Source organism: Microbulbifer maximicatervae (SeqCode) (assembly GCF_052467615.1).
This window is the reverse complement of record NZ_CP174319.1, coordinates 144,515-171,131: the sequence shown is the minus strand read 5'-3', so window position 1 is coordinate 171,131 and position 26,617 is coordinate 144,515. Positions and strand designations below refer to the sequence as shown.

The 26,617-nt window shown below is 48.0% G+C and carries 24 protein-coding genes; 18 read left to right on the top strand and 6 right to left on the bottom strand.

Annotated elements, in window-relative coordinates:
- The first annotated feature begins 69 nt into the window (after positions 1-69).
- The 15 genes from ACJJIM_RS00780 to glpQ all read left to right on the top strand — a co-directional run bounded on the left by ACJJIM_RS00780 (position 70) and on the right by glpQ (position 17,385).
- Complete coding sequence (locus tag ACJJIM_RS00780; protein ID WP_444912114.1) at positions 70-951, top strand: hypothetical protein; 882 nt, start codon at positions 70-72, stop codon at positions 949-951.
- Between the two features lie 17 nt (positions 952-968).
- Entirely contained in the window at positions 969-2,189 is a 1,221-nt protein-coding gene (locus ACJJIM_RS00775; protein WP_444912113.1) for a hypothetical protein, read from the top strand.
- Positions 2,190-2,290: 101 nt separating this feature from the next.
- Complete coding sequence (locus ACJJIM_RS00770) at positions 2,291-3,847, top strand: hypothetical protein (protein ID WP_444912112.1); 1,557 nt, start codon at positions 2,291-2,293, stop codon at positions 3,845-3,847.
- A 273-nt stretch (positions 3,848-4,120) separates the two neighbouring features.
- Positions 4,121-6,211 carry an SUMF1/EgtB/PvdO family nonheme iron enzyme gene (locus ACJJIM_RS00765; protein ID WP_444912111.1) on the top strand — a complete coding sequence of 697 codons (2,091 nt, stop codon included), beginning with the start codon at positions 4,121-4,123 and terminating at the stop codon, positions 6,209-6,211.
- A gap of 9 nt (positions 6,212-6,220) precedes the next feature.
- Positions 6,221-6,430: a hypothetical protein gene (locus tag ACJJIM_RS00760; RefSeq protein ID WP_413664372.1), complete on the top strand. Its 210-nt coding sequence runs from the start codon at positions 6,221-6,223 to the stop codon at positions 6,428-6,430.
- Between the two features lie 24 nt (positions 6,431-6,454).
- A complete protein-coding gene (locus ACJJIM_RS00755; protein ID WP_282934287.1) occupies positions 6,455-7,249 on the top strand; it encodes a MotA/TolQ/ExbB proton channel family protein in 795 nt (264 codons plus the stop codon).
- Between the two features lie 38 nt (positions 7,250-7,287).
- A complete protein-coding gene (locus ACJJIM_RS00750) occupies positions 7,288-8,592 on the top strand; it encodes a hypothetical protein (RefSeq protein WP_444912110.1) in 1,305 nt (434 codons plus the stop codon).
- Complete coding sequence (locus ACJJIM_RS00745) at positions 8,582-9,664, top strand: VWA domain-containing protein (RefSeq protein ID WP_282934290.1); 1,083 nt, start codon at positions 8,582-8,584, stop codon at positions 9,662-9,664. Before ACJJIM_RS00750 ends, ACJJIM_RS00745 begins: the two co-directional genes overlap by 11 nt.
- A complete protein-coding gene (locus ACJJIM_RS00740; RefSeq protein WP_413664370.1) occupies positions 9,661-10,665 on the top strand; it encodes a VWA domain-containing protein in 1,005 nt (334 codons plus the stop codon). Before ACJJIM_RS00745 ends, ACJJIM_RS00740 begins: the two co-directional genes overlap by 4 nt.
- A gap of 23 nt (positions 10,666-10,688) precedes the next feature.
- On the top strand, positions 10,689-11,351 hold the full coding sequence (locus ACJJIM_RS00735) for a hypothetical protein (RefSeq protein WP_282934292.1): 663 nt from the start codon (positions 10,689-10,691) through the stop codon (positions 11,349-11,351).
- A 12-nt stretch (positions 11,352-11,363) separates the two neighbouring features.
- Positions 11,364-12,026 carry a hypothetical protein gene (locus ACJJIM_RS00730; protein WP_444912109.1) on the top strand — a complete coding sequence of 221 codons (663 nt, stop codon included), beginning with the start codon at positions 11,364-11,366 and terminating at the stop codon, positions 12,024-12,026.
- Positions 12,027-12,056: 30 nt separating this feature from the next.
- A complete protein-coding gene (locus ACJJIM_RS00725; protein WP_444892777.1) occupies positions 12,057-13,520 on the top strand; it encodes a M48 family metalloprotease in 1,464 nt (487 codons plus the stop codon).
- Between the two features lie 100 nt (positions 13,521-13,620).
- A complete protein-coding gene (locus ACJJIM_RS00720) occupies positions 13,621-15,252 on the top strand; it encodes a long-chain fatty acid--CoA ligase (protein ID WP_444912108.1) in 1,632 nt (543 codons plus the stop codon).
- Between the two features lie 459 nt (positions 15,253-15,711).
- Positions 15,712-16,131: a hypothetical protein gene (locus ACJJIM_RS00715; protein ID WP_444892775.1), complete on the top strand. Its 420-nt coding sequence runs from the start codon at positions 15,712-15,714 to the stop codon at positions 16,129-16,131.
- A gap of 165 nt (positions 16,132-16,296) precedes the next feature.
- Positions 16,297-17,385 carry a glycerophosphodiester phosphodiesterase gene (gene glpQ / locus ACJJIM_RS00710; protein ID WP_413664365.1) on the top strand — a complete coding sequence of 363 codons (1,089 nt, stop codon included), beginning with the start codon at positions 16,297-16,299 and terminating at the stop codon, positions 17,383-17,385.
- A 45-nt stretch (positions 17,386-17,430) separates the two neighbouring features.
- Here glpQ and ACJJIM_RS00705 read toward each other — a convergent pair whose 3' ends face one another.
- From ACJJIM_RS00705 to ACJJIM_RS00695, 3 genes are all read right to left on the bottom strand, one after another.
- Positions 17,431-18,210, bottom strand: a complete 780-nt coding sequence (locus ACJJIM_RS00705) for an enoyl-CoA hydratase (protein ID WP_413664364.1) — start codon at positions 18,208-18,210, stop codon at positions 17,431-17,433.
- A gap of 215 nt (positions 18,211-18,425) precedes the next feature.
- Positions 18,426-19,346 carry a dimethylarginine dimethylaminohydrolase family protein gene (locus tag ACJJIM_RS00700; protein WP_444912107.1) on the bottom strand — a complete coding sequence of 307 codons (921 nt, stop codon included), beginning with the start codon at positions 19,344-19,346 and terminating at the stop codon, positions 18,426-18,428.
- Positions 19,347-19,434: 88 nt separating this feature from the next.
- Positions 19,435-20,682, bottom strand: coding sequence for a Zn-dependent hydrolase (locus tag ACJJIM_RS00695; RefSeq protein WP_413664362.1), 1,248 nt, complete (start codon positions 20,680-20,682; stop codon positions 19,435-19,437).
- 129 nt (positions 20,683-20,811) lie between these two features.
- Between ACJJIM_RS00695 and ACJJIM_RS00690 the strand changes: the two genes are divergently transcribed.
- Positions 20,812-21,594 carry a tryptophan 2,3-dioxygenase gene (locus ACJJIM_RS00690; protein WP_413664361.1) on the top strand — a complete coding sequence of 261 codons (783 nt, stop codon included), beginning with the start codon at positions 20,812-20,814 and terminating at the stop codon, positions 21,592-21,594.
- Between the two features lie 124 nt (positions 21,595-21,718).
- Here the strand turns inward: ACJJIM_RS00690 and ACJJIM_RS00685 are convergent, their stop codons facing one another.
- Together ACJJIM_RS00685 and ACJJIM_RS00680 are read right to left on the bottom strand one after the other, a co-directional pair.
- On the bottom strand, positions 21,719-22,144 hold the full coding sequence (locus ACJJIM_RS00685) for an ExbD/TolR family protein (protein WP_413664360.1): 426 nt from the start codon (positions 22,142-22,144) through the stop codon (positions 21,719-21,721).
- A 185-nt stretch (positions 22,145-22,329) separates the two neighbouring features.
- Complete coding sequence (locus ACJJIM_RS00680) at positions 22,330-22,782, bottom strand: methylglyoxal synthase (protein WP_413664359.1); 453 nt, start codon at positions 22,780-22,782, stop codon at positions 22,330-22,332.
- 272 nt (positions 22,783-23,054) lie between these two features.
- Here ACJJIM_RS00680 and ACJJIM_RS00675 point away from each other — a divergent pair, with 272 nt between their 5' ends.
- Complete coding sequence (locus ACJJIM_RS00675; RefSeq protein ID WP_282934304.1) at positions 23,055-23,459, top strand: hypothetical protein; 405 nt, start codon at positions 23,055-23,057, stop codon at positions 23,457-23,459.
- Positions 23,460-24,641: 1,182 nt separating this feature from the next.
- On the top strand, positions 24,642-25,553 hold the full coding sequence (locus ACJJIM_RS00670) for a hypothetical protein (RefSeq protein ID WP_444912106.1): 912 nt from the start codon (positions 24,642-24,644) through the stop codon (positions 25,551-25,553).
- Between the two features lie 70 nt (positions 25,554-25,623).
- Here ACJJIM_RS00670 and ACJJIM_RS00665 read toward each other — a convergent pair whose 3' ends face one another.
- A complete protein-coding gene (locus ACJJIM_RS00665) occupies positions 25,624-26,544 on the bottom strand; it encodes a phosphoribulokinase (RefSeq protein ID WP_444912105.1) in 921 nt (306 codons plus the stop codon).
- Positions 26,545-26,617 lie beyond the last annotated feature (73 nt).

Below are 26,617 nucleotides of genomic sequence, written 5' to 3'. Positions count from 1 at the left end.
TCAGGCCAATCAACGGCTTCGAGCAGTGGGCAGCCTAGTAGCAGCTCTTCCAGCCAGCCCAGTGCGAATATGCCTACAGCAAGACCAGAACAGAGCCAGTCCTCCAGTAGTGGAAGTAGCGGATCAGAGTCGAGGGATCAAAGTTCACCTGGGGATCAAATGCCGGACCCCAACGGTTCAAATGATCCATCACCACCAATTTATACGGATCCCGAACAAACCAGCCAAAATGGAGAGAAACCCACTGATCCATCGTCTGGTGAAGATGGAACGCCTCCCGAAGAAATTGATTTTTCTGAGGAGGAGCAATCATCCTCGTCTTCCAGCGCAGCCTCTAGTAGTTCAGCTTCTAGTAGCAGCTCATCCAGTAGTAGTTCATCGGCCAGCGGCGCACCTGCCAGCAGTTCAGCTTCAGGGCAACCCGGCGGTGGTTCGCCACGTTCCGGCAGTGCCCCCAATGAAGCTCCCACTTCATCAGCAGATCGCGTTGCAGAACTTGAGGGCCAGTTTGAATCCACTATGGTCAGCTATGACGGCATGATTTTGCGAGAGCGCGACTTTGTAAGAAACAGACCGGGATCAGCCTCCGAAGAAAATAAAGAAGAAGCGATGGATGAGGCACCACCAGCAGGGGAATCCCTAGAAGACTTAATCCAATCTGCAGAAGCCGAAATTCCACCTCCCCCCAATGCAGGCCCAACATCAGGTAACGGCCCCAAAAATAATAACTCCAGTGGACAAATAACCGGTCCCGGACTGCCCGCCTCTGGACGTAAGGGTGATTTTAATCACGGTGGTTCACAGGCAGTTGTGCCCGCCGATATACCCAGTGGTACAGATGATGACGTCGTAGCTCGACAGATTCGTGAAGCTGCCACACGCGAGACTGACCCCGAATTGCGCGAAAAGCTTTGGGAAGAGTATCGCAAGTATAAAAGTGCAACGCAGTAGTCTTGGAGAACGCCGATATGTCGACCAACCAAAAAAACCGACCGGTTAAGTATCAGTTCATAGCAAGAGTCGCAGCATTTTTTCTAACTCTTGTTGTTATCAATGGTTGTACCACTACCGAAGTCAGAACTACCGCATTTACTCCGCTAACAATCGAAGATAACAATGTTCCCGAAGAGAGACTGCTGGATGTCGGCGTTATTCAATTCAATCCAGGTCTCGATACAGCACAAGCAGATGAAGATGAGCTTGTTTTTCCCGAACTTCGTCAAGCTGAATCCCGCTATATGGCTGTCACCCTTGCCGATTCATTGCAGTCCAGCCTGGGGTGGGGAGCTGTAAGGGTTATTCCATCGAGCCGCACCAATATTGATGTGACCGTATCCGGGCGTATTTTGCAATCTGATGGAGAAAAGCTGACGGTGGAAATCACCGTATCCGATTCCCGGGGGCAGTTGTGGTTTACCAAGCAGTATTCAGAGAACGCATCCCACTATGCCTACGACCGAAAGCACCCTACTGAAGGAGATGCTTTTCAGGGAATCTATAACCGTATTGCTAACGACATGCTGAATTACCGACAAAAACTTTCAAATCAGCAAATCGTAGAGCTGCGCACAATTTCTGAGATGCGATTTGCACGGGATTTTTCTCCCCAGGCATTCAATCGCTATTTAACTCAAAGTGCTGAGGGTGTCTATTTTTTAAGTGCTTTACCCGCAGAGAATGACCCCATGTTACAGAGGGTAAGAAAAATACGGGAAAGAGATTATCTGTTTGTCGACACTCTGCAGGAGTACTACGGCACCTTCGCCAAAAGTATGGAAGTTCCCTATCAGGAGTGGCGAGCCCGCAGCTATGAAGAAGTAAGGGAGATGCGAGAGTTAAAGCGCAAAGCCCGCAATCACACAATTATGGGGGCAGCAGCCATTATTGGAGGTATTGCAGCTGCTGGCGCTGGTACTGGAAGCGCCCAGGCAGCTGGGCAGGTTGGGATCGGTGCCGGGGGCTATCTTGTTAAAAGTGCATTTGACCGAAAATCCGATGCCAAGATGCATTTGGAAGCTCTGCAAGAATTAGGAGACTCCATCGAGGCAGAGGTAGAACCGCAAATTGTTGAGCTGGAAGATCGCACTATTACCCTCACAGGTACTGTTGAAAATCAGTATCGGCAATGGCGGGAAATTCTCAAGGAAATCTATGAAGCCGAAACTGGCGCAGTCAGTAACAGCATTTAAATCACGTTAGAGGTACCCAAAAGCACGCTAATCATTGTGATTAGTTATTACTGAATACCCAACATCTTCACTGGGTCATTGAATAACACGGCGGAATCACTATGCAGCACCGCGATAACTCCAAGGAAGATACAGTTCATATAGAGCCCGCAGAATTCACATTCGGCGGAGAGGAAAGCTCTAAATCCCCTAAGTCAACGACTGCCAACGCTATTCATCAACGGGAGCAAAGGTCCTACTGGCCCGCCGTTCTTGGGGTGATAATGGTAAGCGCACTGGTCGGTGTATTTTGGGGGCTTCCTCAAGTTGTAAAACCACCAAAGCGTTCAGCCGATACAATTGTCTCCGTACAGCCTGGAAACAGCGCACCTGTGGAGAGCAACCAAAAATCTCCTTATAGCGATGCAGAAATAATGCAGCAGCGCAGGGAGGTTCAAAAGGTTCTCCAGGAAATTCTTGAAATCAAAGAAGAGCTCAAAGATCGAAAGGTAGAAGTATGGGCTTTTGAAGAATTCTATTCTGCTGAAGACTTGGCTCTAAAAGCTGATGAAATTTATCGCAAACGAAATTTTATGGCAGCGCTCGAAAAATACCGGGAATCACTCCAGGCATTAGAGTACCTGAAAGATAGTATTCCCGAGCGTATTGAAACGCATATTAGTGAAGGTAATCGAGCTCTGAGTCAGGGAGATAAGGATTCCGCCAGCGATGCTTTCAAGATGGTATTAACCATATCCAATAACCATCCCAGAGGCCTTAAGGGTATTGAGCGAGCCGACAAACTCCCCCTCGCTTGGTGGCACTTAACTCAAGGAACAAAGGCATTTAAACAGGCCAAATTGGATTTGGCTCGGGAACAGCTCAAGAAATCTCTCGCGATCGACTCAGAAACAGCCGATGCTCAGGATCTATTAGCAAAGGTTGAGGGTGCAATTACAGAAAGGGATTATCAAAGCGCGATGTCATCTGGCTACGGTGCAATTGCCGAAGAAAAATTTGAATCGGCAAAATCCTATTTTCATCGAGCAAAGAACTTAAAGCCAACAGCAAAAGCCCCCGATATCGGCTTAGCACAAGCACAAAATGAAGCTGACAGAGTGCAGATAGAAAAACTCCTCCAACAAGCCCGCATGGAAGAAACCAAGGAAGAATGGCACAGAGCCCTAAAAAGTTATACAGATCTGGTCAAGAAGGACTCTAGCCTGGTGGACGCAATAACAGGCAAGGCTAGAGCTGCTGCCAGAGCAAAACTGGATGACCAGTTAAAAGACTTAATTCAAGATCCATTAACCCTTGGCGAAGGTAAAAGGAACTATTTTGCCCGACAAGTACTAACAGACGCTCGCAAACTCAATACTAAAACCCCAAGGCTGCAAAGACAAATTGAAGACCTTGAAAATGCCCTGACACAAGCCCTGATCCCCTTACCGGTTAAATTCAAGTCGGATCGAACCACCAGTGTCACCATTTACCATGTAGGGAAATTAGGTAATTTTGACCAACGGGAAATCGCGCTGAAACCTGGGCGCTATATCGCCATTGGTACCAGAGAAGGTTACCGAGACGTTCGCCAAGAGTTTGTTGTAAAACCAGGTAAGCCCACAACCGAAGTTGTTATCCAATGTGCCGAAAGGATAAACGGTGCCAATAATAGTTAAATGAGAGAACCCAGACAGCAGCATAAACTCTAAAAATAAGATTTTCCGTAATGAGCTGCGATGATAACAGACACCTCGTTGAGCTGAGCGAAACGAGGTGTTCTGTGACAAACACCCTATAAATCTCCATGCAGATTACGCCAGCAAGCTAAGCTTTCTGCAGATAGAAAATTGTGTACCCACCTTTGGTCAGGCTGACTGAGCATAAAGCGATGCGTGCCAAACCAATGCCATTGCGAAAAATCTATAAGTACCAGCAATAGGGAAACATAAATGACAGTGAAGGAAGCAGTACCTGTCCAGGATGAAAAGCCGCCAGTTCAGGAACAAAGCCTGATTGAGCCAGTTGGATTCACCCCGGTACAAATAAAATCTACCCGCGCGCGACTCTTTCTTTCTAAGCGAGCATTGATTGTCGCAGGTTGCCTTTTACTCGCTATTTTTGCACTCAGCTATCTGATTATGGCGCGGTCATTAATCTTTGATACCAACCCGGTTGATGCCCGCATCAAAGTCAGTGGGTTCGCCATCCCTCTGGGCGATGGACATTTGGTTTTACCTGGTAATTATCAATTCACGATCAGTGCTGACGGCTATTTACCCCAGAGCGGCGAAGTCGAAGTAAAACGTGACGGGCACAGTCGCCACTCCGTTTCCCTGGAAAAACTTCCAGGCCACCTACAGGTTAAAACAACGCCCCCTGTACCAGTAAAAATTCTTATTAATGGACGGGAAGTACCCAATAAAAATGGTCTTGTGGAAGCAATCAACGCAGGTCCTATGCGTGTGACTGTCCTATCAGACCGGTACTTGCCGTTCACCAGTGAAATCAATGTTGAGGGGCTAGACAATACCCACACACTGGAGGTCGCACTTCGACCGGCCTGGGCCAATATCACCGTCAGCAGCAACCCTCCCGGGGCCACGGTCACGGTTGAAGGAAAAGTTCTCGGCAGAACACCACTGACCACTGAATTAGTTCAGGGCGACAGAACCGTATCCATTTCACTGCCGGAACATAAAACTGTCGATATTCCTGTCGCTGTTACAGCCGGTGTCGATCAAACGCTAGCAACCGTCAGCCTGGGACCCGCTGATGGACTTTTACGTGTTGTTACCACCCCAGAGGGAGCGGGAGTGACGGTCAACGGAGAGTTTCGTGGTCATACCCCACTGGAACTGGAATTGGCCTCCGGCCACAGACATAGACTTCGCTTCTTCAAGGATGGCTACGCCTCTATTGAGCACACTGTTGACCTCGGTGCTGGAACACAGCGTGACCTGAATATAAACCTAAATGCTGTGTACGGCAGGGTACACGTCAGTAGCGTCCCTCCAGATGCGGAAGTTTACATTGATGGTCAATACGCCGGGAACAGTGGACAAACTTTCAACCTGCCAGCCCGCAGCCATAACATTGTCGTACGTAAACAGGGCTACCAGGAATTTGACACTCGTGTCATTCCCAGCACCAAACTGGAGCAAACTGTCAGAGCGGTACTGCTTACATCCAAACAAGCGCGCTGGAGAGAAACCCCATCAACTTTGCGTCACGCAGCTGGCGGCACCATGAAACTCATGCGCCCCAACGCCGTATTTACCATGGGATCATCCCGGCGAGAACAGGGGCGGCGGGCAAACGAGGTTATGCGTCAGGTATCTCTAAATCGGCCTTTCTATATTGGGACCACTGAAGTTACTAACCGGGAATATCGGCGTTTCAAGCGCCTGCATACCTCAAGCCATATAAATGGTGTCAGTCTCGACAATGACAATCTGCCAGTTGTAAATGTCAGTTGGGTAGAGGCAGTGCTATTTTGCAATTGGCTCAGTGAAAGAGACGGTCTCACACCGGTCTATTTGACGGAAGCCGGGCGTGTTGTCGGCTTTGATGGCGCAGCCAACGGTTATCGTTTACCGACTGAAGCCGAATGGGCCTGGGTTGCACGATACGATCAAGGCACCATGAAAAAATTCCCTTGGGGAAATGAGCTACCAATAAAGAGCAATTCCGGAAACTACGCAGATACTACTGCCACAAAACTAGTTCCTGCAGTCCTTCGCACCTACAGTGATCGTTACGCAGCTACCTCACCGGTAGGTAGCTACAGTCCTAATGCTTTTGGTATTTATGACTTAGGTGGAAATGTCTCTGAATGGATTCACGATCTATACACGATAGGGACCGGGTTATCCCGACGTATCGAAGAAAACCCTGTCGGTCCAGAGGATGGGGACTTCCATGTAATACGTGGTTCCAGTTGGCGTCATTCGGGGTTGACTGAGTTACGTCTCTCCTACCGTGATTACGGAGAGTCCGCTCGTAATGATATTGGCTTCCGCCTTGCCCGCTGGGTGAATTAGGAGACTAGTGTGAAATTTTTATTACTTACTTTACTGCTTCTATTTATCAACTTCGCGTACGCAGAAGATGAAAACAAGCCGGAAGAGAACCAACAAACAGCGGCAGTAATCCCCAAGAAAGAAGCACCAATAACTAGGAATAAAAGTAATTCAGATGACTATAAGGCCTCGGAAGAAATCTCCGAAGACTTATCGGTTTCCTTTCCCGTAGATATATAGAAATAGCTTCTAGCGAGTATCGCCATGAAATTTAAATCATCGGATTTTGTCTTCCAGGTCTTTGCTCTTCTGGGGTCTATTATTTTGGTCCACGCGATTTATGTCGCCATTATTCGCCCTAATGCAGATGCGCTAATTGAGGAGCAACTGGCGAGGGAGGCCGCTGGGGAAACCTACGTTCAACAACGCTCTATCTACATTGTGATGCGCGACTATGAGCAAGAGGCCTGCTTTGTTCTGATGTTGTGGGCAATGGCCATTATGGGACTGAAGGCACAGAGAAGCATTCGCGAGCGAAAATTACTGGACAAAGCTCTACTTAATATCAGCGAGGGAACTCCTATTCTTCCCGAGGATACCCGTGATTTATCCCGCCCGATACAAGCCCTTCCTGAAGAGGAGCGACGATATTTAGTTCCCAGGGCACTACTCACCGCCCTGCAGAGATTCGGTTCTACCAAGAATGTCGCCGCCGTTTCCAACTCTGTAAAAGAGGTTTGCGAAACTGAGGGAGACAGACTCGATTCTGAACTGGCAATGGTTCGCTATATTACCTGGGCTATTCCATCTATCGGATTTATTGGCACGGTACGAGGTATCGGCGAAGCATTATCACAGGCGCATCGAGCCGTAGAGGGGGATATAGCTGGCGTGACGGTAAGTCTGGGGGTCGCGTTTAACTCTACTTTTATCGCCCTGGTAATTAGTATCGTCATTATGTTTTTCACTCACCAGCTACAACTCATGCAGGAGCGCCTGGTGTTGGATACACAAAGTTACTGTGACAACCGCTTACTGCGTTTCCTGAAAATCAGCTAGCGGTTTTACCTGAATAAGTCGTAGCGAGGAATAAACCCATGGGACAAGGCGTCCTGGAAATAAATGACTGCGGATTACGTGTATTTTCAAATACTAACGAAGTACTGGAAAGTCCTGGAATTGCAGTTATTGAACACAATAAAATTCATATTGGTACCTCAGCTCAAATGCGTGCCAGGAGCCATCCGACTCAGGTTAACAACCAGTTTTGGAGAAGACTGAGCCTCGAGTCGCTAAAGTCAGAAAATCAACGCTGCCGCCACCATGCCGACTTGGTCTACTGCCACCTTCAGGAAATAGCGGAGCACTGTGACCTTCCCGATGAAATTGTTCTCGCTGTTCCCGGCAATTTTACCCACGAACAACTGGCCTTACTTCTGGGAGTTATTAAAGTCAGCGATATCAATATCGTAGGCATTGTTGATGCAGCAACCGCGTGCCTGGGTAATTTGGCTCCTGCAGGAATCCAACTGCATATCGACCTACAACTCCACCAGACACTGGTAACAAAGATTGCTGTGGATAAGCAAGCCACGGTGAAAACAGTAGAAACTGTTGCCGACGCAGGACTACACAACTTCCAGGAATCCTGGGCTCGCGTATTTACCGATGCATTTATTATGCAGTGCCGATTTGACCCTCTCCATTCAGCTGAATCAGAACAGCAACTCTATGATTTGATGCCCCAGTGGACTGATCGAGCGATGCGTCACGGAGAAGTTCTAGCTGAACTTGATGATCGAACAGCAAAGATCAGCCTGCGGCAGCTTCAAGATGCAACAACCCCTCTCCTTTCTCGTATACGAGCAATGATTGAAAACCTGGAGGAAAGTCAAAGTGTGAGTTTTATCTCCCATCGCTGGGCTGATATCCCAGGGGGAATTCAATTGGCCCAACGTGTACATCTTCTCTCAAGAGACTCCATTGCACATGCCATCAATCATCGCTGGAAAGAATTGCGCAGTGATAGCAGTACATTGAAACTGATCAACTCTGTCACTGCCCTCCCCCCTAGCGAGGTCAAGGTGCATGTAGAGAAATCCTCAGAAACCGTAGCGACACATTTACTTTTTGGCCACAAGGCACTGGCCGCCCAGGAACCTCTATTCGTTTTCTGGCATGACGAGAAATTTCAAGTCACCCCAACACCACCGGAGCACCCTGCCGCAACAGTCACAAATCATGCGGGCAGACTTGCTTTGCGGGTGGATGCTGGAATTCAGCTCACACTCAATGGAAAAGAGATTGAGTCACCCGTTAATCTCAACGCCGGCGATACAATTGGAGTTGCAGATTATCAAGATGTGATAACTGCGATTAGCGTGGAGCGATATGGGGCGTAAAAAGCGTCGTTTTTCCACATTTAGCCTGTCCTTCCTCGATATCATGTCCTGTGGTTTTGGGGCAGTAGCGTTAATTTTTCTTATTATCAAACACGGCTCCGATCACCAAGTTGAAGTAGAGACTGAAGATCTCACTGCCGAGGTGAACCTTCTGGAAGAGGAGGTGGAATTTGGACAGGAACACTTAGTTCAAGCCAGAAATACTCTGGATGTCGTTAGTGATGAACTGGTTGAGGCTCAAGGGCTTGCCAGGCGCATTTTGGAGCAAATAGAGGAAACCAAAGGCAATATCGCTGAAATCGACAGTATCGATGAAGAAGAGGATATCAAGAGGCTACAAGATAAACTCAAAAAACTGGAGCAGGCGAAAAAGAACCTTGAGGAAGAAAATAAAAAGCTGGGAAATAACGTTCGTAAATTTGTCGGTGATGGGGACCGTCAATACCTCACCGGCCTGCGCCTAGGCGGTAATCGCATCCTGATACTATTGGATTCATCGGCGTCTATGCTCGGCGACGAGCTTATTAAAATAATACGCGCCCGTAACATGTCTTCACCGGTAAAACGCAAAACTGAAAAATGGCGCAGGGCCGTCAGCACAGTCTCCTGGCTTACTGCTCAGTTTCCCAGAGATAGCCAATACCAGATCTATACTTTTAATACCTCTTTTCGTGCCGCAATAGCCGGTACAGAAGATCGCTGGCTCAATGTGGATGACCGCGACCAGTTGGACCAGGCTATCAAGGGGCTAGATGAAGTAGTGCCGGAAAATGGTACCAGTCTAGAGAGAGTATTTAACGCTATTAACGCTATGACGCCACTGCCCGACAACATTATTCTCATTACCGATGGGTTACCGACCCAAGGGATGAGTGCGCCCAGAAAACCCACTATTTCGGGTAGAGACAGGCGCAGTCTATTCAAGCGCGCGGTTAAAGTGCTCCCCAAGAATATCCCCATCAATGTCATTCTTGCCCCTATGGAGGGGGACCCATTTGCGGCTAGTGAATTTTGGAAGCTGGCGATGCAAAGCAAAGGCTCTTTCCTTGCACCTTCGAGGGACTGGCCATGATAGGAGCACAAAAAAAGCGTCGCCAGGAGGAGTTCAGCATTTCCTTCCTGGATGTTATCTGCTGTGGATTTGGCGCAATTGTTTTGCTGCTGATGATCGCCAAGACTGCAGAACCGATTGTATTAGAGGAAGCTGAAGTTGACCTCGAAGGGCAGGTATTGGAACTACAGCAACAGCTGGCAGAAATCCGTGGTGAGACCACAGTTATCAACCGGGACCTAAATTCCAAGCGAGAACAAATCGATATCGAGCGCAAGAGAATTGCCAACCTGCGCGGTGAGTTGGAAGCACTTCAAGCAGAATTTGCCAGTAAAACCGAAGGACAAAGTGAGGATGGCAAACTCAAAGGTGAGCTGACCATTGCACTACAATCCATCACTGATGAAATGCGTCGCCTACTGGGCGAGAACTACCAGCGTAAAAACAATGTTATTGGCGGAATCCCTGTCGACAGCGAATACATTCTCTTCATTATCGACACCTCCGGCAGTATGTTTAATTACGGCTGGGACCGAATGATGGCGGAGATGGTCAATACTCTAGACCTTTATCCCAATGTTAAAGGTATCCAGGTCATGAATGATATGGGGGACTATATGTTCTTCAATTATCGAAACAAGTGGATACCTGATACCCCAGGGCGCCGCCAAGCGATACTAAAGCGGTTGAAGTCCTGGAATCCTTTTAGTAACTCCAGCCCTGTTGAAGGTATCCAGAAAGCCGTCCGCAGCTTTTATGATCCCAGTAAGAAAATCAGTATTTATGTGCTTGGCGATGAATTCACCGGAAAATCAATCCGCAGGGTTATGTTAGCTGTCGAACGGGTAAATGCTAAGCACGGTGAGGGAAAACGAAATATCAGAATCCATGCAGTAGGATTCCCTGTACAGTTCTCTCGCCCTCCACACCTACAAACCACAGGACTGCGCTTTGCGGCCCTTATGCGCGAACTCACCTATCGAAATGGCGGCACTTTCGTGGGGTTGAATGACTTTCGCTAGTTAAATGATTCAAGGAGGAACATATGAGGTATAGGTCGACTTCCTTTGGACACCTAAAGGTACTTATTCTTGTAAGTTTCTTCCTGGGTGCTTGCAGTCATACAGTACAGGTAGATGGCAATTACCCAGCCCCAATAGGCGATCAATTGCCAATAACAGTAGGCTTCTACCTCAGTGAAGACTTTAAAAGTTTCACTTATAAAGAAGACAGTGAAGATCGTGAAGAATGGAATATAAGCACAGGCAGAGCACAAAAAAATCTGTTTGAAACAGTATTGGGTTCCATGTTTACCGATACCGTATCTCTATCCAGTTATCCACAGGAAGTCCCCGCCAATGTCGAACTGGTGATAGTTCCAGAAGTGCGAGAGCTGCAGTTCACAATGCCCAGAGAGACAAGGGTCAATATTTTTGAGGTATGGATTAAATACAACATGACTGCATTTGACCCCAGTGGCGGACAGGTTGCCAACTGGGTAATAACCGCTTACGGAAAAACCCCTACCGCATTTTTACAGTCCCAGGAACAGGCATTAACTCAGGCGATAAATATCGCCCTGCGCGATGCCGGAGCAAATCTCTATACCGGATTTGGGAAAGTTCCTGAACTACAGGCCTTTCTCTCTGGGAAGCGCCGATCGCTATCACTGAGAGAAATCAAGGTGAAAGCCAAAAAGGCTGAATAAGAGGAGTAAATCGTGTTCAAGCCACTTCTAGTTGCAGCGATAATCTTTATTAGCGGTTGTACTACTGTCGTAATTGATGAGTATCGACGCTCCGACGGTGAGCTTGCCGAAGGAGATTCCGTCGTCATCCTGGGCCGCCGTCACTCCAGTGAATATGAAACAGAGCCTGATTTAATTGCCTGTGTTGGTAGAGAACTACACAACCCTGAGTTAGGTGTAAACATTATTCCAGAGCAAGATTTTGTCGATCTTATGTACCCTTGGTTTGAACCCAGGACAGCACCTATGCATGTTCGCTCCCTAGATCGCCTGATGGAAAATGAAAGTGTGCGTGAGCGAATGGAAACCTATGGAGTGAAGTACATCGTCTGGATTGATGGTTCGACAGAGACCACAGCCAGTGCCGGCTCTATCAGCTGTACCATCAGTACCGGCGGTGCAGGGTGCTTTGGCTTTGGGACTTGGGATAAAGAATCTGACTACGAAGCGGCAGTATGGGATTTCAGGGACCGCGAACTGTCTGGGAAACTTAGTGCAGATGCCAAAGGAACCTCTTATATGCCTGCAATCGTGGTTCCAATACCACTAATCGCCAGAGTCCAGAATAATGCCTGTAAAGGAATGGCGCTGCAGCTCCAACAATTCTTGATGCCATCAGTAACACCCAGTTCATAAAAATTAAGACGCTATGGGAGGCCAGGGGTAATGAAATTTATCGAGCGTGTTTTTGCCAGCGCTATCCTAATACTCAGTGCAGGCTGTGCATTTAACCCTGCCACCAATAAGCCTGACCTGGTTCTAATGTCTGAGGACAAGGAGATCTCCATAGGTCGGGAGATGCATGAAAAGCTGATAGAGAGCACTCCAATCTATAAAGACCCAGTCCTAACCGCTTATGTTAATCATGTCGGGCAAAAAGTTGCCGCCGCCAGCGACAGACCGGATATCAAGTACCAATTTACGATCATCGACAGCCAGGATATCAACGCATTTGCCCTTCCCGGTGGGTATATCTACATCAACCGAGGCCTTCTAACTTACCTGCACTCAGAAGCTGAAATGGCCGCTGTACTAGCTCACGAGATTGGCCATATCACCGCCCGCCATGCCGTAAGGCAAAAAACAGCTGCGACCGGAGCCAGCGTTGTATCAGTATTGTCAGTTTTGGTTACCGGCAGTGGTGTAGTCGGAGATGTTGCAAATTTATATAGCACCGCTGCTGTGAAGGGCTACGGCCGCGAGATGGAACTGGAGGCGGATCGCTTCGGCGCCCAGTATATGTTCAACGCTGGATATGATCCCCAGGCCATGATCAATGTTATTGGGCTATTAAAGGATCAGGAGACATTTGCCCGGCGCCGTGCCCGTATTGAGGGCAAGAAACCGCAAACTTACCACGGTGTGTTTGCATCTCACCCGAGAAATGACCTTCGTCTACAAGAAGTTGTAAACGCTGCCGGCCAGCTTCCCGAAGACAACAAAGAAACCAAAGTAGAATACTATCGGGAAAAAACAGATGGCCTTGTGTATGGACAAAACACACAGCAGTCCACTAAAAATCGCTACAACCATAAACGGCTGGGTTTTTCCCTTTTATTTCCCGATGGCTGGTTGGTAGAAAATCAACGTTCAGCCATTGTCGGCTCTGCACCTGATAAAAGTGCACAAATTACCATTACAGTGACCCAACGCGATGGCAACCAGCCCGCTGATATGGCTCTGCGCTCAGAGTTCGATCTACGACAACTGGAAAAAGGGGAGAAACTCAATCAATATCGACTTGAAGGTCATACCGGAAAAATTCCACCGCTTGAAAAAGAGGATGCAGATCCAGACAGAATTGCGGTAATTTTTTATGGTAGCAGACAATTTGTACTGCAGGGAAAAGTCACAAATGATGAAGACTCAGATCCAGAAGCTATTGATAAATATGACAATTTATTCCTGACTAGCATTAGAAGCTTCAGGCCGCTACGACAAACTGACATTGTAGAAGAGAAGGACATCAAACGCTTGCGCTACGTCCAGGCCAATGAAAAAACCACCTTTGCCTCCCTGGCAAAACATATGGAAATCGGCGAATATGCAGAGGAGCAATTACGCCTGTTAAATGGTTATTATCCCCGAGGAGAACCCAAGCCCGGAGAATGGATAAAGATCGTTCAATAATTTTATTAGAATCAGCCCCTAATCCTTTTTCTATCATCCTCCAAAATTTTGGAGGGTTAGTGTCTATCTGAAAATAAAAGATAATAATAAGGAGTAAGTGATGAACGGCATGATGATGCAATCCCAGCTCATCCTCACCGGTATTATGAAGCATGCTCTAAGCAACTCACCGGATAGTGAGATTGTTTCAGTTACCTTGGATAACCCCGATTTTCGTTATAGCTATCAACAAGCTTTTGAGCGAGTCTCGCAATTGGCAAATGCACTACAAAAGCTTGGAGCCAATGATGGAGATCGAATTGGTACTCTTGCCTGGAACGATCACCGGCATTTTGAACTCTACTACGCAACTTCTTGCAGCGGGCTCGTTTGCCATACCATTAACCCCCGGCTTTTCCCTGAGCAAATATCTTACATTATTGAGCATGCCGCAGATCGATGGCTGTTTATTGATCCACTATTTATGCCCCTAATCGAATCTCTGGCAGAATATCTAGATTCGATTGAAGGCATCATTGTGCTAACTGATAAAGCACATATGCCCACCACAAGCCTGAGCAATGTTTACTGCTATGAAACATTGATTGCAGCAGAGCCCACTGAGTTTCAATGGCCTGAATTAGAGGAAGAGAGTGCAGCAGCACTCTGTTATACATCAGGCACAACAGGCAATCCCAAAGGGGTGCTTTATTCCCATCGCTCTCTGATGCTGCATACCTACGGCGTATTGATGCCAGATGTCTTTGCGATTAGAAGGGACGAAGCCATATTGCCTGTTGTCCCCATGTTTCACGTCAACGCCTGGTCAATACCCTATGCGGCACCGGCTGTTGGAGCAAAACTCGTGTTGCCTGGCCCCAAAATGGGGTGTGGAGAAACGCTCAGTCAATTAATTCAAAAGGAAGCCGTTACTATCGCTGCCGGCGTTCCAACCGTTTGGCTCGCCCTACTCAAATACCTGCGGGAAAGTGAAGAGACCCTACCCAGCTTGAATCGAGTAGTCGTGGGTGGATCGGCTTGCCCCTGGAGTATTATGGAGGAATTCGAGCAAAAGCATGGGGTATATACCCATCACGCCTGGGGCATGACTGAAATGAGCCCACTGGGAACCTACAATGCCCGCATGCCTGAGAACCTCTCTAAAGACGAAGCACAGGCCCTCAGGCTCAAGCAGGGCCGAGCGGGCTTTGGGGTCGAGATGCGTATTGTAGACCCCGAGGGAAATACCTTGGCACAAGACGGGCTGGCTTTTGGAGCCCTTCAAGTGCGTGGTCCCTGGGTCTGTGAGCGCTACTACCAATCCAAAGAGTCTGCACTTACCGAAGACGGCTGGTTTGATACTGGTGACGTTGCCACGATCGATGCTGACGGCTACCTGACAATCACTGATCGCACTAAGGATGTTATCAAGTCCGGCGGCGAGTGGATTTCCTCTATTGAGCTGGAGAATTTTGCTATGACACAGGCGGGAGTAGCCGAAGCCGCTGTTATTGGGGTTGCCCATGAAAAGTGGGCTGAGCGGCCTCTCCTGATCATTGTTCCTGCTGAAGGCAAAACACTAAAAACTGAGGAGATTCTGGCATCCTTTAAAGGGCATTTTGCCAACTGGTGGATTCCCGATGACTGTGTCATTGCCAAGGAAATCCCCCATACGGCTACAGGCAAAGTCAGCAAAAAAGACCTTCGAGAAATCTATGCCGACTATCTATGGTCTCACGAAGCCACTGTGTGAAGGGGATTAAGACGCTTTTGGCAGGCATCATCGCGGCATAGCAAAGCGTTGCACTGTAATAACGCAATTTTACCTACCTCAAGTCTTGATTAAATTTTGACGGCGCTGAAATAGCGCCGTTTTAGAGTGCTTAACTTCCTGTTAATACCTAAACCAGCGGTTCCTCTGTAGGCGACAATCTTTGCTTGCTGACTATTAACCCTTATCGATTCATGGTTTCCGGGCTGACTGGATATCGGTTTATCTTCTATTGACTTACCTAGGCGCACTAGCCAACCAGAATTGTCTAGAATTATCTTGAGTAGAAGTATCTGACTGTGGATATCCTGGAATATCTCAGTCCATGTGAGAGGGAATAGGGAATTTACACTTCCTTGCGTTGGATGGCACTGGCTTACAATCTAGCCATTATCATACTCCTCACAGCAACGGCATTTACTCATTAACGAGGAAGTCACAATGAAGAAATTATTCAGTTTGGTAATCGCTGCAATAATTACCATTTCTGCAAATACCCTAGCTTGGGCAGATAATGACCATGCCGCACAACTTGCGGAGCGCTTAGAGGCAACTAAAGCCAAGCTTAACCTCTCTGATGAGCAGGTAGAAAAAGTAAAGCCAATCCTGGAATCAGCCAATGAACAACGCCGCCAAGTGCTTGCAAAATACGGCGTTAACATAGAAAGTCCCTCTGGCGCTATCCAAAAGATGAGCTTTCGTGAGAAGCGCCAGTTAGGCAAAGAAATGGCCGCTATCAGAAAATCTACGCTCAGTGAAATGTCCACCGTACTGACGGATCAACAATTAGCAGAGTTCAAAAAGCTTCAAGAAGAAAATCGAGCAGCCTTCAAAGCCAAGCTTCAAGAGAGAAGAAATTAGAGTGTCCAGGGTTCATAATGCCTATCAGATAGACGAAGCCGCGCTGAATAGCTCTACGCTCGCTCTGCGAAAGCCTCGCCCCGACGGGGCTCTCGTATTCAGTTATATCCCTGTCATATTTCTCTGCTAGAAAGTGCCCCACAATTCATCACGGGCCTTTATCACATGTTAAAAAACCTTCTATCAGTAGTGTTGATTGGCTTTTCTGTAGCCGCAACACTAACCTGCGCGGACAACTTTGATCAGAGAAATAAACAAACTATTGTGGTAGCTCATAGAGGTGCCTCTGCCTACCTACCTGAACACACCCTCGAATCCAAAGCGCTGGCTTACGCTATGCGTCCAGACTATATCGAGCAAGACTTGGTACTCAGCAAAGATGATCACTTGATCGTAATGCACGATATTTATCTAGATAGTGTAACTAATGTCGCCGACGTTTTTCCCCAGCGTGCACGCGATGATGGTCACTTTTACACTATCGATTTTACCCTGAGCGAACTTAAGCAGCTTCAGGTATCAGAGCCCTTCATAGATAGTGAGGATGGACTTCAAGCAAAATACCCTGAGAGATTTCCAATATGGAAATCTAGCTTTAAGCTGTCCACCTTTGAGGAAGAACTGGAATTGATCCAGGGGCTTAACCGATCCCTGGGCTACGATATTGGCATCTACCCGGAGATTAAAAAACCCTACTTCCATCACTGGGAAGGAAAAGATATTGCCTCTATAGCCTTGCAATCACTCAAGAAATACGGCTATACCGATCGCGATCACAAAGTTTTTTTCCAATGCTTTGACGCAGAGGAGCTCCAGCGAGTTAAATTTGAGCTGATGCCCTCCATGGGGATGGATCTATCATTAGTTCAATTGATCGCCGCTACCGACTGGGGGGAAAAATTGGTCGAAGTGAATGGAGAAATTGAAAAGTACAATTATGACTGGATGCTGCAACAGGGGGGCTTGCGCAAAATCGCCACCTACGCAGATGGGATTGGCCCCTGGTATCCTATGTTAATGGAAGTAACGGATGGCCAACCAAGAGCTAACAGTGTTGTCCGCCGGGCACACCGCAGACAGCTAGAAGTTCACCCCTATACCTTCCGCGCGGATACAGGCAAGGTTCCCGAAGAATTTGAAAGCTTCGAGGACTTCCTGCATTTCGCTGTATATCAGCTGCGCATTGACGGTCTCTTTACCGACCACCCCGACAGAGCCGTTAACTATCTTTCCCGGGGACATAGGGATCGTTAAAAAATGAAATCAGAAAAAAGGCCGCATAGTGCGGCCTTTTTTTACTTAATCAAACTTGGAGAAGTCCGCTGGTCTCTTCTCCATAAAGGCCATAGCAGCCTCTTTAAACTCATCAGAGGCGAGGCGCTCCTTAAAGTAACGGCCTTCGTCTTGAATAAACTCTAACCCTTTCTCTAGAGTTGCTCTGCGCAAAAGCTGTTTAGTTAAACGGAGGGCAGCCGGAGCTTTCCTCGCTAACTCAGCGGCGGCTTCACGTGCGCGAACAATGGCCTGTTCTGGCGCCACTGCGGCATTACAGATACCAAATTCAACGGCTTCCTGAGCACTAAAACGCTTGCTCAACAATAACAGTTCAGAAGCTTTGGCATGGCCGGCGATCCTGGGCAACAAGTAGCTGGAGCCATACTCTGGACACAGCCCCAGGTCCACAAATGGCATCTGGAACATGGCGTCGTCTCCAGCAAAAGACAGGTCGCAATGCAACAGCATGGTTGTACCAATACCTACTGCGGGGCCATTAACGGCTGCAACTACCGGCTTGGGGAAGTGGTAAAGAGCACTCATAAACTGGAAAACCGGAGACTCCTCCCCTTCGGCAGAGCCACCCAGGAAATCTGTCAGGTCGTTACCACTGGTAAATATGCCCTCAGCACCGGTAATAATCGCGACGCGAACATCCGGGTTTGTAGCAGCGCTATTCAATAACCCTGCCATCGCGGTATACATGGCCATAGTCAGGGCATTTTTGCGACCGGGTCGATTAATCGTAATCTCGAGGATGCGGTCCTTAAGCTGAGCCTGAATTTCAGCGCATTCGCTTTGCATATTGTTCTCCGGGGTAAGAAGTAGATTGGGCTACTCTCAGTAGCCTAATTATGGAACCCCAACGGAAGCCACTTTTAATCCGCTGTAGGCCATCTATTTAGGAGATTCATATTAACCGCTACTCCCAGAGGTTCGAGTTCCTAATCAACCACTTTCGTTGACGGGATTAACCCGGTCACCAGTGACCGGGCCCTCTAGGTAACCAGCAACAGTAATCAAACTTTATTGGCTGAATCCCGGCGCAGAGGTTGGCACATGCAATGAACGCCACCGCCCCCCGGAGTAATCATTGAAATATCTGGGTCGATAACTTCCAGGCCATGTGCGCGACACTTCTCCGCCAGTCCGGTATTGGCCTTAGGTAGCATCACTCGATCGTTCCCCAGGGCAACGACATTCACTCCAAGTTCCAATACCTGCGGGAAGGGAATATCAATAATCTCTATATTTCGGCTTTTAAACCACTGCACCAGCTCCGGCTCAACAGCATCAACACAAATTGCTGCCAGCTTTTCCGCAAGCATGGCTACCATCACATCAATATGCAGGAAGAACGGATCGAACTGGTAGCCTTTAACTTCCCAGCCCTCTTTTTCCACCCAACTTTTCATCTGCTCAAATCCCTGCGGGCTGGTGCGTTCGCCGGAGTAGCCACACAGAATAACGCCGGGCTCTAACACCATAAAATCACCGCCCTCCAGAGAGCCTGCGGTGATAATGTCGTAAATAGGGATATTCAGCTCTGCATATTTCTTCACTATGGGCGCCCACTCACCACGGCGCCAAGGGCTGAACATCTGAGTCACGATAGGCCCCCAAGGGGTCATTACCGAGGAATCGCGACCGTAAATTTGGTAGGGCAATGTGCTGTCCGCTGGAATAAGGTGCGTATTCACTCCTGCATGGCGGTAGGCATCGAGCATCTCTCCATGCTGTGTCATCGCCACCTTGTGATCAAACTTCATACCGAGGCGCTCGGCACGTCGCGCACTCGCATTACCAGTGCGCCAGCTGAAGTTATCCACAGGCCCAATTAGAACATCTCTCAGTACGCCGTATTCTGAATCCATCCCCCACTCACTCAGGGGTGCCGTACCGCCGTTATCCTGACGGTGCTTCAAAGTAAAATTACTCATTCGCCTAAATTCCAACTTGTTATCAACTATGCCAAAACAAAGACAGTGCAACGCCGAGAGTTGACAGAAGCACTTGTTTTACTGCTACTTAAGCCTGCTCCGCACTGTTTAGCATTGCGTGAAGCAACACATTACAACCCGCCTCAAGATGATCCGGCTCCGCCGATTCTGCTTCATTGTGCGACAGCCCTCCTTCACAGGGCACAAAGATCATAGAGACAGGGGCGACTCGGGAAACATATACGGAATCGTGCCCAGCACCTGAAACCATCTTGCGATTGCTATATCCCAAGGTCTGCACAGCACTGCTAACCGAATCAATGCAATGCTTATCAAAGGCGACGGGAGGTGAGTACCACTCTTCACGAATATCGACTCTGGTACCTGTCTCTTCCTGTACTCTTTCAGCCGCCTTATACAAGGCTTTATGCAGATGGTTTAAGCCTTCAGGTAACGGGTGACGGAGGTCCAGTGCTAGCACAACCTCTTCAGGAACTGTATTTCGGCTGCCCGGCGCCGCCCTTAAATCCCCACAGGTCATACGCGCATCTTCTGAATACTCCCGGACTTCACGATACATGCGCTCGCACAGAATGGACATTGCCTGGACCGGATCACGGCGGTCCTCCATCGGAGTTGGACCCGCATGGCAAGGCGTTCCGTAAAAAGTTACGTCATACCAGCGAATACCCTGTACACCAGTGACAACACCAATTACCTGATCCTGTTTTTCGAGGATCGGGCCCTGCTCGATATGCGCTTCAAATGAAGCCTTAATAGCCCTCGGCTGAGCGGGCTCAGTACCGAGATAGCCGATCCGCTCCAACTCTTCACCGATAGTGATACCCGATTTATCCGCGCGGCTGTGCCCATACTCCAAGCTAAATTCACCAGCCCAAACCCCGGAGCCCACCATTGCAGGGGAAAAGCGCGCACCCTCCTCATTAGTCCATACAACCACCTCTAATGGGGCCTTGGTCCTGATACCTTGATCCTCTAGAGTGCGCAGAACTTCCAGGCCGGCAAGTACGCCATATACACCGTCAAATTTGCCACCCGTGGGCTGGGTATCCAAATGAGAACCAGTCACTACCGCAGGCAAGCTGTTATCTGCTCCCGGTCGGCGGGCAAAAATGTTGCCCATCTGGTCCACTCTGACCTCACAGCCTATATCTCGGCACCAGCGCACGAAAAGGTCGCGCCCTTCACGGTCTTCATCTGTCAGGGCTTGTCGATTGCATCCGCCCGCTGGGGTCGCGCCTATCTCAGCAATTTCCATCAGGCTATCCCAAAGGCGAGCGCCATTGACACGTAGGTTTTGTGCTGGGTTTTCCATTCAAAGAGCTCCGGGCTTTATAATGGGTCCAATATAAATCACTTTGCCGTAATTTTTGTTTTGATCCACACCGGCTAAAGAGAGCATTATTTTGTAACTGGTCAAAACACACTCAGGAAGCAGCTGACTATGACAATAACTTATAGCTCTTACCTAAAAGTAGACGAGCTTTTGCAGTGCCAGAAACCCCTTTCCGATGGTCCCGAGCACGACGAACTACTTTTCATTACTATTCATCAAAGCTACGAGCTCTGGTTCAAGCAAATGTTGCATGAACTGGATTTCCTGGTGCGACTATTCAACGCAGGTGAACGCAATCGCGCATTGCATACACTTAAACGTGTCGACACGATTTATCGTACTTTGATTCAACAGGTCGATATCCTGGAAACCCTAACCCCACTGGAGTTTATGTCTTTCCGCGATCGACTATCCACGGCTAGTGGTTTTCAGTCGTACCAGTTTCGCGAGTTGGAATTTCTTTACGGAGCCAAGGACCCGAAAAAACTGGAAAACTATACCCCTGGCTCAGAGCACTACCAGCGCTTGATGAAGCGCCTTGAGGCGCCGACCCTTTGGGATGCTTTCCTAAACTTTTTGGTTCACGAGGGGCATAAGGTACCCGCTAATGAGCTTGAAAGGGATTTTAGCCAAGTTGCAGAGCCTTCTTCAGCCGTCCAGAAAATACTGATCGATATCTATCGCAATGATCCACTGGTAAGTGAAATCTGTGAGGCTTTGGTGGACATCGATACTTCGTTACAACAGTGGCGTTACCGACATGTAAAAATGGTCGAGCGAACAATTGGCAGGAAAATGGGGACTGGTGGATCGAGCGGAGTAGGTTATTTACAGGGAACCCTATTTAGACCGGTTTTCCCCGACCTCTGGGCAATTCGTTCAGAATTCTGATATCGGATTTCATTTGAGGGGTACTTAAGTACCCCCAATTTGTGACCAGTTCAAAACCATAATTCACAAATGAAAAAAGCCAGCAATATGCTGGCTTTTTAAGCGCGGGTAACTCACCGGGAACTTAGTCCTCGTAAGGTACCAGAGAGACCTGAATACCCAGGCTCACTTCCTTCGCGGCATCCGCAATCTGTACGTAAGTATCCGCACTAGACTTGTTGTGTGCACGCACAATCACCATTGCCTGCGGGTTCTCCGCATACATCTGGGCGATACGGGCCCGTACAGCACGGCTGTCAATACGGCTGCCATCCGCCATGGTGATTTCATCATTTGCGCTAACCATCAACAGAATATTCTGCTTGGTAGGATCTGGCTCAGCATTGCTGGTCTCATTCGGATCAGGCACATTCACATCCAGCGCCTTCTCTTTAACAAATGAAGCAGTCACGATAAAGAAGATCAACATGATAAACACAACGTCCAACATGGGCGTCAGGTCGATATCTGCCTTTTCTTCTTCTACGGCCTTTCCGCGTCGTCTACTCATAAAACACCGTGCAATTTTCAAATATCAGGGGTGCCGGATTGACCGGTCTAATCTGGTGGGCAAGATTGCCGCGATTTCGCAAGCATTGCAAGTGCGAGCGATAACAGAGATAAATAAACTTTAAAAATCAATAAGTTACAGAATCGAGCCGACAGAAAAGATCAAATTTTAAGCAAAAATTCCGACTAACGTCCTGCTAGATAGCTGTGATAGTCAGGCACCTCATGCTCGAAGGATTGGTCCATCAATGGTGACTGTACCACCATATCTGCACTGCTCTGGTTGCAAGCCACTGGGATATTCCACGCTGCAGCAATACGCAGTAGTGCCTTGACGTCTGGGTCATGGGGCATGGGCTCAAAGGGGTCCCAGAAGAATATCAGTAAATCCACCTGCCCCTCGCTAATCCTCGCTCCGAGCTGCTGATCACCTCCCAGAGGGCCACTTAAGAGCTTTTCGACACTTAAACCCGTCGCATCTTCAATTTTTCCACCAGTAGTCCCCGTAGCCAATAACTGGTGTCGTTTGAGCAAATTGTGATGTCTGAGACACCACTGAATCATGGCATCTTTACGGTTGTCATGGGCTACCAGAGCCACTCGCTTTGTCGCCGGCAGTGCTTTAGCAATAAATTCCATTTGAACCTCAATATCAAGAGTCTCTTCTATAGTATCTCAAATAAGCACCGACAGATTTGATTTTCCCGTAGGTTTAGTCCCTGTTATCGCAACCCAACTCCTTTATAAAGACTTCCAAAATTACTACAAAACGATTCATTAGATTCGAAGAAGTAATGTGGATTAATTCAAAGACCTCTTTATTCATTGTTATCTAGAGTAAGATCCCCCTGAACACAGCCCCCCTCGCTATAATGCAACAGCAAGAAACCGGACCTTTATAAGGAGTAAGTATGAGCGTAGGAGCCTGGGAGCCACAGGTAAGTGGCCCACAAAATGAAACCAGTGAAGAATTCAACCGGGAGCAGTTGCTCAGACTTATCGAAATTGCAGAGTCAGATAAACCTTTTACAGAATCAGTAGGAGCGTTTGAAAAAGTACCCTCCACACTTATTCGCCTTCCCTTCCAACACTGGATTGAAGAGAGCGAACATTGGAACAGTGCCCAGCTATGGCAACTGATCCGCTTCTTTACTTTGGCAGAAATGAATCTGCCAGGCTGGGACGCCGGCGCTGAGTCTGCAGTAATTCCCCTCGCCAAAGTACTCAAGCAACGCTCGACGCCATTAACAAAAGAACAACTGTTATGGATTCGCCAGAATTCCAACAATCGTTATTTGCCCTACGGGCCACTATAAAGCTACACGATTGACTCCATATCACCCCAGTGACAGAGATATTCTGTTACTGGGTCAGTCCTCTCCCTCTCCCATTGCAAAACTCATAAGGTTGCCTTTGGTAAGAGCAGCTACTCCAAAGCAGAAGCATTGCCCATAAAAATATCATTAAGATTGTTGATCAACGCACGGATAATCAGGACTGCATTCAAATAGCTTCTGGTATTACTTGCCTCTGAATAACTGCCCTCTACTTCTTTTATGACGAGCAGGGATGTCACGTGATAGCAAAACAAATGACTGGAGACCAAGCGCTCGCTTTCTCGGTAATTAAAAAGACCTCGACTGAAGAGCACAAACTAATACAGTTCCGTCCCATTATATACATGGTTATAACTAGATTTATCACTGGTTTACTTTCCGCCATGTAAAAGTAAACCTCGCAGCAGTAATGGCAGATCCCGGCAGCCAAGGCCCCAAATACCCCAACCGGTTGGTACTTATATACGGGGCACTAGATCCCGTACATGAGTGTGAGTTCTCCCCCAGTTTTTAATTCCTTACTAAATACCAGGGTACGGCAATAGGACTCAAGCTGTCTCTGACATCTTGACACTTGCCAACTTTCCGCAATTTGAATATCACACTTCAATACGCAAGGTTACACAACCAGCTATGGAGGTTGCCCGCTAATTGACGCAGGCAAAAGCTCGCAGTTAAGTTTTGTTAATCCGGCTCTCTGTTAATTGATGAACAGAAACTATCTGCCACCATCAAAATCCAACTATAAAAGCCAAAACAACTAAACCAACAGGTTCATAAAGCTTACAAAATTACTCAACTATTTAACGCCACTGATACTGACTTGATACAAAGAATATTGAAGTTAAAGAATCACCAGTAATGAGTGCTTTCAAGTTCCCAAAAAGATCAAAAACACAGTTCAAACGGCCCCCAATTGAAAAATATGTAAAAAAAAGCCATTTTTTTTACATTAAATAGAAAAAAACCATCTAAAGGACTTGCAATTAGGTATACAAATAAGCTGCAATTAGCGCCGCTAGCTTGGGGGGACTCACTATCAATTGTTTTCTGCCGAAAACATGCATCTTGGACGGTGCCTAATTCCGTTAAAGATGGCTGAGAATAATTGATAGGAATGCCCCCACTTACTAAAACAATTCATTTTGCAGGGATATTTAAATGGCTACTAAAAAAGCTGCTCAAGTCGCTACCAGCGACATCGCAAAAATGGAAGCGGAGCTACGCTCCCTTACCGCTAAACTGGAAACTGCCCGCCTTAAGCAGGAAAAAGACCTGACTGTCAAAGCCGAGAAATTGGCAAACAGTGCCAAGAAGGCTGCCGCTAAAGCAAAAACTACTCAAGATAAAGTAGCGACTGTTAGAGCTAAGAAAAAGACTGCTGCTCAACAGCAACAGTTGAAAAAAGCACGTGAAGCCGCCGCTGCAGCTAAAACTGCTGCAACTGAAGCCAAAACTGCCGCAACTGAAGCCAAAGATGCATTGGCTGAGATCAAAGCCGCCAACAAGCTGGCTTCTCAGGTAGCTAAGATCGTCGCTAAAGAAGAAGCTGCTGTAGCTAAGAAACTGGCTGCTGCTGAAAAGAAAAAAGCCGCTGCCGAAGCGAAGAAAACTGCTGCTGCCGCTAAAAAAGCCGCTGCTGCTGACAAGAAGAAAGCCACTGCAGCTAAGAAAAAGCCCGGCCGCCCAGCTAAAACTGAAGAAGCCAAGAAGAAGCCTGGTCGTCCCGCTAAGACCGAAGAAGCTAAGAAAAAGCCTGGCCGTCCCAAAAAAGACGCCACTGAAGCCAAAAAGAAGCCCGGTCGCCCTGCAAAAACTGAAGCCGCTAAGAAAAAGCCCGGCCGCCCCAAAAAAGCAGAGACCGCAGCCGCCGCAGCAACTGATGCTGCTCCTGTAAAACGCGGTCGTGGCCGCCCACCTAAGGCAGAATCCGCACAAAAGAAGCCCGGTCGCCCAGCAAAAGCGGAAGCCGCTAAGAAAAAGCCAGGGCGCCCCAAAAAAGCAGAAGCCGCAGCAGCAACTGAAGCTGCTCCTGTAAAGCGCGGTCGCGGTCGTCCGCCCAAGGCTAAGTAAGCCAGCGCTTAAGCAAAACTGATTTATTCAGTTAGTTTAAACCCTGGCCTCGCCAGGGTTTAAACCGACCTTACTGCATCCGCAAGCCCTTCACCTGATGGTCCTCCCCCAATTCAATAACACAATCTGCCCAGCCCGGCATATCCTCTAGTAAGCTCCGCGTCACTCTTTCGTAGTGTTGTACAAACTGAACAATTTGTTGATCTGTCATCCCCATTCCGGAGCGAACCCTGAGTTTATGCTCCTGTAACTTACGCCACTCAATGATACATTCCATACTCGGCGCTTTGAGCATCACCCATACATCGATAAGCGAAAAAAGATCTCGATAAGAATCTTCCAACTGTTGATTAACATAACTTCGCCATTCGCCAGTACTATCTTCCCTGCACTCCAGTTCATTGAGCGGTCCTTCATGCCCTTCTGAAGGCCTGGCCCCTAGGCACCATCCTTCGAAGATAACAACATCAACTTGCCCCTTGAATACGGGCCACAAGTGCTCAGGGATCCGATCATCACGTCCTTTATCAAACCTAGGTAATGCGATAGCGGAATCAGTATTGGCTGTACACAGGGCCTTGAGCGTGCTGATCCCCAAGCCGATATCATGGGTTCCCGGCACACCACGAGTTTCGAGTAAAGGGTGTACCTGTATAGCCAGCCTGCGGCGCTGCTCCAGCGTTAAATAGATATCATCCAGAGACAAAACACAGCAGCGATAGCCCATCGCCTGGTAAATACATTGCCACACATCTGCCAGAGTCGACTTGCCGGTACCCTGCCCCCCGCTAACCCCAATTATTAATGGATTACTGCGCTTATGACGAGTCAGTACCCAAACTCCTAGGGGAAGAAAAAGTTGTTCGAGTACCTGGAGGAAATCGCATGGTAATTGATGCTCACGCAACAGCTCCTTAAAAGGCCCCGATAAACTCTCCTTAAGCTGTCCACTACGTTCTAAAATTTCATTCGGCCATTTAGCCTTATTCATAAATTCCCCGCTATAAAAACGGGGGCCTAAGCCCCCGAATTTTGTGATCACTAAGTATGATTACAGTACTTAT